Source organism: Arthrobacter sp. BE255 (assembly GCF_031457335.1).
Classification (GTDB): Bacteria; Actinomycetota; Actinomycetes; order Actinomycetales; family Micrococcaceae; genus Arthrobacter.
In genome coordinates this window covers 61,352-72,256 of the sequence record NZ_JAVDWK010000007.1, presented here as the reverse complement: position 1 = coordinate 72,256, position 10,905 = coordinate 61,352, and the positions used below count along the sequence as shown (strand labels likewise).

The window sequence follows — 10,905 nt, the reverse complement described above, 5'->3', positions numbered from 1 at the left end:
CCGGGCACTCCCGGCACCCCGGGACTGGCCGCTACAGAGCTACGTCATCACCAGCAACGACCGAATCTTCGACATCGACATCCACATCCAAATCGGTGTTGGTCGAGTTGTCCTGGAAGGAGTCCTCGATTTCCACCGCGGTGCTCTCATCATTGAACGAGTCGGCAACAGCCACCTCAGTCGAGTTGTCCTGGAAGGAGTCCTCGATTTCGACTTCCGTGTTGGTGGAGTTGTCGGAGTTGTCCGTGAACGTGTCCTCGATTTCGATGGAGTTGTCTGAATTGTCCGTCGTGGTCGAGTTGTCCGAGTTGTCGTTGAAGGAGTCCTCAATGTCGACGTCAACATCGGTCTCAGTCGAGTTGTCGGAATTGTCCGAGTTGTCCGAGTTGTCGTTGTACGAATCATTGATGGAGTTGTCGGAGTTATCCGAGTTGTCCGAGTTGTCGTTGAACGAATCCTCCACGTCGACGTCCACATCGGTGTTGAAGGAGTCGTCGATGTCGGTGTCGGCGTTGCCGATGTTGACATCGCCGCCGGCGTAGATCGAGTTGTCCGTCGAATTGTCCGTGTTGGTTGATTCGTCAGTGTTGTAGGAGTCCCGGATGTTGTTGGAATCCGAAACGTCAGCGTCGTCGCCGGCCGCGATGGCACGGTCACCGGAAGCAACCACGGAGTCGTTGTCGAACCACTGCCGGACGTCGCCGTCGGCCCAGATGTTCTGGTTCACGGACTGGTCGGTGATGGTGTCGCGGTCATCCACCGTTGAGGTGTAGGAGTAGTTGTTGACGACGTGCTGCAGCTGCTGGACAGCATGCGCGTGGTCGTCGTGGTGTCCGCCGCCGCCGTGGGGAGGCGGAGGAGGAGTGGCGCCGGCACCGCCACCGCCCCCGTTGTGACCGGTTGCTGCGCCGTTGCCGCCGGTGTTGTACTCCCGGTCGAAGGACGAGTGGTTGAGGGTGATGGGGGCGTAGTCCAGAACTACCGGCATGGCCGCATCGACATCTGCAGAGCAGACGTCGCCGAGGCCGGCTTTGCTAAGAGCCTGCTCCGGGTCGTCCAGGAACTCCTCTGCTGCTTGCTGGTTTCCAAAAAGGCTCATCAGGAACTGGACGAGCTCGTTGGCGAGTGTAGGCATTGGGTGTCCTCAAATCTTCTCTGAGTTGTGGATGGCCTGGCGTCGTTACCCGGCTTGAATCAAACGTACGGTCCCACCCAAAGACCGGGCATCGGGTCAGTTCCCCCTACCGTCCCGACCCCTGCTAGGGGATCGCCGGCAGTCCCGTTAGGGGTACTAGGGGGTTACTCCCGTTGGGGGTTTTCGGCCCCCAGGGCAAGCCGCAGCCGGACCAGCAGGTCAGAGCGGTTTTCGGCGCCGAGGCGGCGGCGCATCCGGGCAATGTGGTGTTCAGCGGTCCGCGGGGAGATGTAGATGGCCTCCCCGATCTCGCGATAGGTCTTGCCTTCCAGCACCAGTCTCGCCACTTCCTTTTCGCGCTCGCTCAATCCGCCGCCGTCCGGCGGCAGGCTTCCGTTGTTGTCCGCAGCGGGAGCGTTGCGGACCTCCGGGGGTCCGGAAGCACCCGTGCCGGCCGAGCTTCCCTGCGGGTGCAGGTCCCTGGCGCAGGACAACAGGCGCACCATGTCCTTGCGCTCGTCCGCGCGGGCCGCGGCGTGCCCGGCAAGGCGCGCACCCTCCCACGGCATTCCGACGGCGTTCAGGCCCCGCGCGGCAGCCTCCACATCGGAGGCCAGGAAATTTGCCGCGAGGACCGAAACCCAGGCCTTGCCTGCGGCAGCGAGCACCCACGCGAGATGGCTGTGGTCTGCCGCCCGGGCCAATGCAGTGGCATGCGGTGCCAGGTCTGCCGGGCTCTCGTTCAGCAACGCCGCCTGGACGCCCGCCCAGTGCAGCGGCACCGCCCACAGCGGGGGGTCGCCAAGGCGGTGCAACAGCTTCCACGCGTCATCCAGGTAGTGCGACACCCGCCTGGTCTCCCGGAGCCGTGCGGCTGTAATCATCAGCTCGCCCCACGGGAGCAGGCTGTAAAGGTCCACGGACGTGTGCAGCATGGCTTCCCGGGCGCGTTCCCACGCCAGGACCAGGCCGTGGACTTCACCGCTTCTGCGTGCAAGGCCCACCTCCAGTGCTGAGCACATGAACTCATCACGCGGGACCAGTGGCCAGTGGTTGGCTTTTGAGGCTTCGTTGATGGCCAGCCTGGCGTCCTCGGGGTTGTCCTGCTGCATGGCTGACCATGCCTGGAGCAAGAAGAGCCTCGGCTTGGCTGCGTCGCCGCCCTGGCCGCCAGCGATGGCGGCCCGCACGATGGTCTCGGCCAGGTGCGGTTCACCGCTGTGCAGGGCCACCAGCGCAGCGAGGCTGCCGGGTGTATCAGGGAACGGGACCGAGGCGCCTGACGCATTCATCATGTCGGACGCGTGGATCAGCAGAGGAAGCCCCTGGTGCGGGTCCCCGGCAAGCGATTCCAGGACACCTTTGGCCGTCTGGGCCTGCGCCACGGCCAGGAGCGTGGGAGACGCCGGAGACGAGCCGCTGGGGAACATGGACTCGGCCCCGGCGCGGTTGCCGCAGCCGATCATGGCCACGGCGGCAGCCGGCGCGGACGGTCCCACCTTTCCCGCGCCCAGCCAGCTGTAGACGTCCGCGCTGCGGCCCAGCATCCCCCGCTGCGCCCATACGGCTGCAGCGACGTCCACAGCGAGCCGGAGGTCGGGCGGTTCCGGGCGCACGAACAGGCCTTCAATGATGCGGTCCGCGGTATCCAGGTCTCCGGTGGCCGAAGCGGCATGGGCGCGGCGGGCCGCAGTGGCCCACTCGTCCGCGCCCGCCAGGAGTGCCTCTTCGTAGAGCTGGGCGGCCAGGCCCGGATCGCGCTCGAGTGCCTTGTTTCCGGCCCCTTCCAGCTCCGCCGCCACGCGGGGATCAGCGAGCCCGCTCCGCGCCAGTTCACGCGCGAAGTCACCGAGCGGGCGGCACTCCGCGGCGAAGCTTCCCACGAGTTCGCGCTGCAGCGCGTGGATCCTGGCTGTGGGCGTCAGCGTCAGGAGTGCGTGCTGGGCAGTCCCGACGACGGTGCCGTCCGGGTGGAGGAGCCCGGAGGCGTCAGCCCTTGCTACGAGGGAGTCGAGGCTCTCGACCTCCCCGCCCGCGACCTTCCGTTCGAGTTCCGCGGGCAGCGGACCGGGCAGGCTGAAGCCCACCGACAATGCCAGCAGAAGTTCCCGGACGGCTGCGTTCTCGCCGCGAAGCTGCTGCGCCATGTAGTGCGGGCTGCCCGGTGCCAGCAGGTCCGTTTCCGGCCCGGCGGACGGCTCAGCGGGGTCGGGGCCGTTAACGTACGACGGCGTGAGGTGCGTCCCGCGCCCGTTGCCGTTGAGGAGTTCCCGGGCTGAGGGCTGGTGATCGCCTGCCATGCGTCAGATCACCGGCTCGATTGGGACCGGGTCGGCAGTGGGCGCCGGAGGATCGGTGGTCGGGTCAGGCGCCGGCGTCGTTGGATCGGGATCCGGCGCGGGCGTCGTTGGGTCAGGCGCCGGCGTTGTGGGGTCCGGGTCAGGCGCGGGCGTCGTCGGATCCGGCGCGGGCGTCGTTGGGTCCGGGTCAGGCGCGGGCGTCGTTGGGTCCGGGTCAGGCGCCGGCGTTGTCGGGTCCGGATCCGGCACAGGCGGATCCGTCGTCGGGTCCGGCACCGGGTCAGTGGTGGGGTCAGGATTCGTTGTGGGCGTTTCGGATCCGCCGGTGCCCTGCGTCGGATCGGACGGTGCACCCCCTGTTTCACCTAATGTGGTTCCTGCCGCGGCGGCACCGTCTCCGTTGCCCGCGGACGCCGCTGCGGGCGAACTGTCGGACGGCCTGCTGGTGGGCGATGCCGCTGACTCGATCCCGGCCGTGCCGGCGGGCTTGTCCGTTGACTTTTTTGCATTGGCTTCGAGGCCCCTCAGCGGAGCCTGGGCCCCGCCCGCGGCGCCGGCCGCAGCTCCTGCTGCGCCAACGCCCGCCGGAGCCGGGCCACCCGGATCCGCAGCGGCGGCCGCCACGGACCCGTTCGCTGAACCTTCCACCTGCGGTGTGAACATTGCGGTGAGGCTGCCCAGTCCGTCGGGACTTTGTGCGGCCGTTGCAGTGAGGACGGTAAGCATGGCCGCCGCGGCAGCCACTGCCGTAAGCCGCACCGTGGGCCGCGGGCTGTGCTGTCCGGCCTTCGCGCCAGGTGCATGGGCTCCGGCGTGGGCCCCCGAATGCCCCCTGGCACCGACGGACATGTCGCCGGTGCCAGCCAGGGAGCCAAAAGCTGCCCCGGGCTTCCGGGACCAGCTGGCACGGCGGCTGTCCCCGTGCGGCTCAACGTTTGTCAGGGCAACGCTTGTCAGGGCAACGTTAGTCAGGGCCGTGTTTGGCAGGGTTCGCTTGGTGGCGGGATCCAGGGCGGCGACGGCGGCGGCCACGCCCGCGCTGATATCCCAGGCGGTGACGGAGTCCTCCGTAACCGCCGAAACCACTGCAACCGGCCGGGCACGAAGCGCTGCCACCACCGCACCCAGGCATATGGAGGACTTGGGGTCAGCGTCCACAGCGATGGGCCGGTCCAGTTGTTCCGAAATGAGCTGTGCAACGAGCGGAATCCGCGAAGAACCGCCGATCAGGAGCACCGCGGTGAGGTCATCCGCCTCCAGGCCGAGCTCGTCGAGGGAACGTTCCAGTGAGTCAACCGTCTCACGGATGGGTTCCTCGATCATGGCCTCGAGTTCGGAGCGGACCAGCCGCACCTGCTGGTGGACGGCGGGCAGGAATACGGAAATGCTGGCCTCGCTGTCGGCCGAGAGCGCTTCCTTCGCCTCCACGCATTCACGCCTGAGCCGGGACAGCGCCGCCATGGCCGCCGGATCGGCGGGGTCGAGGGCGGTGAACGCTTCCCCGGTGTGGGCCGCAACGTGGCGGAGGACCGCCGCGTCGAAGTCGGCGCCGCCCAGGTCTTCGATCCCTTCGGGCCGGCCGAGGAACTCAAAGTGCCCGGCGTCTGCCTTCTTCAGGATGGCCGTGTCAAAGGTGCCGCCGCCAAGGTCGTAGACGGCGATGGTGCTGCCGTCCTCCACCCTCACCTGCGAGGCGTAATGCAGTGCTGCCGCTTCCGGCTCACTGACCAGCATGACGTCATGGATGCCCCGGGCCGTGAGGGCCTCCTGGATGACGGCGATCCGGTGGCCGCCCCAGGCTGCCGGGTGGGACAGGATGATCTGCGACGGCGGTTCGCCTTCGCGTTCCGCGGCCCGGTCAACCACCCAGCCGGCCATGGTGGCGAAAACTTCTTCCGCCGGCAGGGAGAGGGTGCCCACGGCGATCGGGACGTTGTCTCCGATCCGGCGTTTGAATTCCCGGACCACCCGGTCCGGCGAATCGAGGCCGCGGCGTTCCGCGGACTCCCCCACCAGGATGGGGCCTTCCTCCGGGTAATAGATCACGGAGGGCACCGACGTTCCGCGGAGCCCGAGCGGCAGGCTCTCCGGAACAGGCGGGGCAATCCGGTCAGTACGTGCAATAGCGGCGGCGGTAAAACTGGTCCCGACATCTATGGCGAGAACGTAGCTCATGTGCACCTCGGAAAAACGCAGCATGCCGTCCGCGAGCTTCATCACAGACGAGCTTCCACCAAGGTAGCATTACCGATTCGCCGGCAACACCCTTATTGCTACACCGATTTTACTTTCCCCTGCGCGGGAATGGCGTCCGGCAAAGAAACCCCTGCTCAGAGGCCTGAGTAGGAGTGCAGGCCGTTGAAGAACTGGTTGACAATGGTGAAGTTGAAGATCACGCAGAGGTAGCCGACGATCGAGAGCCAGGCCGCGCGGGTGCCGGTCCAGCCGCGGGTGGCGCGGGCGTGCAGGTAGCCGGCGTAGACCACCCAGATGACAAACGTCCACACTTCCTTGGTGTCCCAGCCCCAGAACCGGCCCCACGCCTTCTCCGCCCAGATGGCGCCGAACATCAGCGTGAACGTCCAGCCGATGAAGGCGATGGCGTTGATCCGGTAGGACAGGTTTTCCAGGCTGAGCGCCGACGGCACCAGCCGCATGAAGCCGAGCTTGTCACCGCCGCCGGAGGCGACGGTTTTCTGCCGGTGCGCCTGGACCAGCTGCAGGGCGGACATGGCAAACGTAAGGGTGAAGAGGGCCGAGGACATCACGGCGATGGAGACGTGGATGATCAGCCAGTAGCTCTGCAGCGCCGGCACCAGGTGGCCCACCGGAGTCCAGTAGGCCACGGAGGCGGCCACCAGCATGATGATCGCCAGGCCGACGACGAACGTACCCAGGAAGCGCAGGTCACGGCGGATCAGCACCAGGAGGAACACGGCAACGGCCACGAAGGCGCCGGTGGTCAGGAACTCATACATGTTGCCCCAGGGCACGCGGCCTGCGCCCAGGGCCCGGGTGATGACCCCGGCTGCGTGGATCAGCACACCTAGGACGGTGAGCGCGACGGCGACGCGCGCCGGGGCGCGGCGTTCCGCGGCGTAGCGCATGTCCGCGTCGGCGGTCTGGCCCGCACCTGAGGCGCCGCCGGCCTGCTTGGCGGCGGACGACGTCGGCCGTTCAGCCCGGCCCGCGGGCCCGGCAAGGTGCGACTCGGTCCTGTCCGTGCCGGCAGAAGAGCCCGCGCCAACGACAGCTGCACCGACTCCTGCACCGATTCCTGCACCGACGGGGACCTTCGCTGCGGCCTGCTCCGCCTGGGCCGCTTTGAGATCAATGGCGCGCAACGCCTTGCTGCTCTTCGCCAGGTCCCAGGCGAAGGCGATGAAGGCCACGGTGTACGTGCCGGCGGCGAGCAGCATAAACAGCTCGCTGTACTGGCCCATGGTTTCGTTGATGGCGAACAGCATTACTGGTCCTTTTTCGGCCCGGTGGGGCCAGCTGGGGTGGTGAGAGAGTCTGCGCCATTATCGTCCTGGCGGCTGGGAGTTTGCTGGATGCCGGCGGAGCGTTCGGCCTCGCCGTCCCCGTGTTCGGCAGTCAGCTGCCACTCGTCGGAGAGAAGCGTCCTGATGGCTGCCGCCTCGGCAGCCAGGCGGTGGTCCTCGCCGCGGGCGAGGAGTCCGTATTCCACCATGGTCCGGCCGTCCTCGTGGGCTCCGGTGCGGACCCAGACACGGCGGCGGTTGACGTAGAGGGAGGTGATGAGGCCTGCCACTGCGAGCAGGGCGAAGATCAGGGCGTACAGCTGGCCGGGGTTGTGGTGGATGTCCACGCCCACGTAGCGTTTCACGCCGTCGAAACTGATGGTCCCCTTGCCGTCCGGCAGGGTGTAGCTCATGCCGGGCGCCAGGGTGATGCCGCCGGCGTCCAAGTTGCGGGCGTTCAGCGGGGTCAGGTCCTTGACGTCCAGTTCGAACACGTTCTGCGGGGCGCCGTCATCCAGGCCAAGATCCCCGTAGAACGAGTTCAGGGTCAGCTGCGGGTTGATCAGCTCGGGGTCCCCGCTGAAGGAGACACCTTCCTCGGTGACGAACGCGGTGGGCAGGAAGAAGCCGGCGAAGCCGAGCTGGTCGGGCTTGGCGTCCGGCACCTTGATCACCACGGAGGAGTAATAGTTCTCGCCCTGGAGCTTGGCCACCACGGGGCCCTGCATGGCCACATTGCCTTCGCCGTCGCGGATGGTGACCACGGGGGCGTAGCCGTTGCCCGTGAGGTAGATGCTGGTGCCACCCAGGGTCACCGGATCATTGACCTTCAAGACCTCCTGTTTGGCCGGCGAGTCCGGGGTTTCCCGGGTGGTGACTTCGGCGTTGAAGTCGATGGGCTGACCAAATTTGCCCGGGGATTCACGGTCGAACGTGACGGCGAACTTGTCCAGCTGGATGGAGTACGGCTGCAGCTGGCTGGACTGGAAGTTGGTGCCGGGGGTGAACTGGTCGTAGCCCACCAGGGTGTTGACGAAGGTGTCGCCCTCCACCAGGATGCGCTGGCCGCTGTAGCCAAACAGGCCGCCCACGGCCACGGACACCAGGACGCCGATCAGCGAGGTGTGGAACACCAGGTTCCCCACTTCCTTCAGGAAGCCGCGCTCGGCTCCCAAAGACGGCCGCGCGCCGTCGTCGTCCCTCACCTCAACGCGGTAGCCGCGCTTCCTGAGCAGCCCGGCGGCGCTGCGGATGGCGTCCGACGCCGGGAGGCCGGCGTCGGCGGGAACCACCAGGGTGCCGTACTCGGGGAGGCGGGAGAGCCGTTTGGGGGTACGCGGCGGCTGGGAGCGCATCGCTTTGTAGTGCGCGATGGCGCGCGGAACCACGCAGCCGATCAGCGAGATGAACAGCAGGATATAGATGGCCGAGAACCAGGCCGAGGAGTAGACGTCGTAGAGCTGGAGGGTATCCAGCAGCTTCCCGTAGTCCGGGTTGTCCTTAATGTACTGCGTCACGATGGACGGGTTGGCCGGGCGCTGCGGGAACAGCGAACCGGGCACGGCCGCGACGGCCAGCAACAGGAGCAGGAACAATGCCGTGCGCATGCTGGTCAGCTGCGTCCAGGCCCAGCGCAGCATCCCCACCGGCCCGAGGGCGGGCAGGGCTGCCTCAGCCTTGGCGGCGGCAATGGGGGCCGGGGACAACTTGTTGGATTTCACGCGCTCGCTCATCAGATCGGCAACTTCACATCGGTTTGGAACCAGTACTGCAGCCCTGTCACCCAGGTGCCCCAGACGCCGCTGGCCATCAGCAGCCCCAGCACAATCAGGATGCCCCCGCCGGTGCGCTGGATCGCCAGGCGGTGTTTGCGGAAGAAGGACATCACGCCCATGCCGCGCCGGACCGCCAGGGCAATCAGCAGGAACGGGATGCCCAGGCCCAGGCTGTAGACAAAGGCAAGGAAGGCGCCCTTGGCGGCGGAGGAACCGCCGGACAGGCTCAGGAGCTGGACGGCCGAGTACGTGGGACCGATGCACGGCGCCCAGCCCAGCCCGAACGTGATACCCAGCAGGGGCGCACCCCACAGGCCGGCCGGCGGCTTGGCGTGGATCTTGGCATCACGCTGCAGCCAGCCGAAGCCGCCCATGAACACCACGCCCATGATGATCACCAGGACGCCCAGGAGCTGGGTGATCCAGGCGTTCTGCGAGCCGGTGATCAGCGTGCCCAGCTGGCCGAAGGCCCCGCCGAGCAGCACGAAGATCACGGAGAATCCGAGCACGAAGAGCCCGATGCCTGCGAGCATCCGGCCGCGCTTTTGCCGTTCGAGGTCCACGCCGCTGAGGCCGGTGACGTAGCCCAGGTAGCCGGGCACCAGGGGCAGGACACAGGGCGAGAGGAAGGAAACCAGGCCGGCCAGCAGCGCCACCGGGATGGCAAGCAGGAGCGAGCCGTTCAGGATGGCTTCGGCGAAGGGGCTGTTCACGGTCCGGGGCCGCCGCTACTCTGCCACGGCGGCGGTAATGAGGGCTTTGAGGGTGCCCTTCTGGATTTCGCCCAGCACGCGGGAGGCAACGCGGCCCTGCTTGTCCAGGACCAGCGTGGTGGGGACGGCACCCGGCGGGACAAGTCCGGATACGGCCAGGAGCACGGCGCCGTTCTTGTCGTCGAAGCTGGGGTACGTCAGGCCGAACGTTTTGTCGAAGGCCTCTGCGGTGGCTTTTTCGTCGCGGAGGTTGACGCCGAAGAACTGCACACCCTGGTCCGTGAACTCCTGGTGCAGCTCCTCCAGGATGGGCGCTTCCACCCGGCAGGGGGCGCAGGCGGCAAACCAGAAGTTCAGGACGGTCACCTTGCCCTGGAAGTCTGCGGGAGTCACGGCGGTGCCGTTAAACAAGGTGCCGTTAACGGCGACGGCGGCCTTGCGGTCGGCGGCGGCAAACTCCGTCACCGAGCCGTCGCCGGCAACGTAGTTCTTGTTGTCTCCGGCTTTGGCCTGCTTGGCGAGGGCGTCCTCCTGGGCGCAGGCGGACAGGCCAAGGGTCAGTGCAGTCAGTGCGGCGCCACCCGCGGCGAGCATGCTGCGGCGGGAGGTTTGGGGGTTAAACGTCACTGTCAGGCTCCCGGGGTGGTGGCGGCACCGGGAAGAAGGGCGGCAGCGGGCTCGCTGTACTCAACGCGCAGGAGGGAGCCGTCGTCGTCGAACACCAGCGAGGTGATGGACGTCAAAGTGCACTCGCGTTTGCGCGGATCGTGCCACAGCGGGCGGCCCTCGGCTCTGAGCCGGGTGGCCCAGATGGGGAGCTGGTGGCTGACCATAATGGCCTCGGGCCCGTTCGTCCCGTAGTCGTCGCCGGCCAGTTCGATGGCACGGAGCCTGGCGTCCTCGACCGCGGCCCGGACCCGGGCGGCCTGGGCTTTGTATGGCTCGCCCCACGAAGGCTTGAGCGGGTTGACCAGGTGCGGCCAGTGCTTGGGCTTCCGGAGCTCTGCCTTGGTGACCCTGATGCCCTCGAAGTAGTTCTGGGCCTCAATGATGCGCTCATCCGTGTGGACCTGCAGGTGCAGGGCTTCGGCCGTGGGCGCGGCCGTCTCCTGCGCCCTGACCAGCGGCGACGCCGCGAGATAGACGATCCGGGCACCCTGCGCGGCACGCTCGCTGAAGTGCGCTGCGAGGGTCTGCGCCATCTCCCGGCCCAGCTCGGAGAGGTGGAATTCGGGCAGCCTGCCGTACAGAACGCCGTCGGGATTGTGGACCTCGCCGTGGCGGAGCAGATGGACAGTGGCTTGGGGCATGTTTACCAGTTTCTCAAAGATGGCGTGCTATCCGAAATCTTCTACATCCAGTAGAACTCAAGGTTTTCAAAAAATGTTCCGAAAGTGGGAACAAAAGATGCAAATGCATGTTTATACTGGATGCAGCAGTTAGTTGAGACTTCAACAAATGAAGCGTCAACTTTTCTAAGTACTACCCGACACACTC

8 protein-coding genes are annotated in these 10,905 nt (G+C 66.8%); all 8 read right to left on the bottom strand.

Annotated elements, in window-relative coordinates:
- Positions 1-31 precede the first annotated feature (31 nt).
- A complete protein-coding gene (locus J2X42_RS13375) occupies positions 32-1,135 on the bottom strand; it encodes an IniB N-terminal domain-containing protein (protein WP_310165885.1) in 1,104 nt (367 codons plus the stop codon).
- Positions 1,136-1,299: 164 nt separating this feature from the next.
- Positions 1,300-3,435: a LuxR C-terminal-related transcriptional regulator gene (locus J2X42_RS13370; protein WP_310165883.1), complete on the bottom strand. Its 2,136-nt coding sequence runs from the start codon at positions 3,433-3,435 to the stop codon at positions 1,300-1,302.
- Between the two features lie 3 nt (positions 3,436-3,438).
- Positions 3,439-5,610, bottom strand: coding sequence for an Hsp70 family protein (locus tag J2X42_RS13365; RefSeq protein WP_310166130.1), 2,172 nt, complete (start codon positions 5,608-5,610; stop codon positions 3,439-3,441).
- 155 nt (positions 5,611-5,765) lie between these two features.
- Positions 5,766-6,902, bottom strand: a complete 1,137-nt coding sequence (gene ccsB / locus J2X42_RS13360) for a c-type cytochrome biogenesis protein CcsB (protein WP_310165881.1) — start codon at positions 6,900-6,902, stop codon at positions 5,766-5,768.
- The gene (locus J2X42_RS13355; protein ID WP_310165879.1) at positions 6,902-8,653 is read right to left on the bottom strand and encodes a cytochrome c biogenesis protein ResB; all 1,752 of its coding nucleotides are present in this window, start codon (positions 8,651-8,653) and stop codon (positions 6,902-6,904) included. The genes ccsB and J2X42_RS13355 overlap by 1 nt, the downstream gene beginning before the upstream one ends.
- Positions 8,653-9,408: a cytochrome c biogenesis protein CcdA gene (locus J2X42_RS13350; protein WP_310165878.1), complete on the bottom strand. Its 756-nt coding sequence runs from the start codon at positions 9,406-9,408 to the stop codon at positions 8,653-8,655. The genes J2X42_RS13355 and J2X42_RS13350 overlap by 1 nt, the downstream gene beginning before the upstream one ends.
- Positions 9,409-9,423: 15 nt before the next feature.
- Positions 9,424-10,002 carry a TlpA disulfide reductase family protein gene (locus tag J2X42_RS13345; RefSeq protein WP_131134946.1) on the bottom strand — a complete coding sequence of 193 codons (579 nt, stop codon included), beginning with the start codon at positions 10,000-10,002 and terminating at the stop codon, positions 9,424-9,426.
- Between the two features lie 35 nt (positions 10,003-10,037).
- The gene (locus J2X42_RS13340; RefSeq protein WP_310165875.1) at positions 10,038-10,718 is read right to left on the bottom strand and encodes a histidine phosphatase family protein; all 681 of its coding nucleotides are present in this window, start codon (positions 10,716-10,718) and stop codon (positions 10,038-10,040) included.
- Positions 10,719-10,905: the final 187 nt, after the last annotated feature.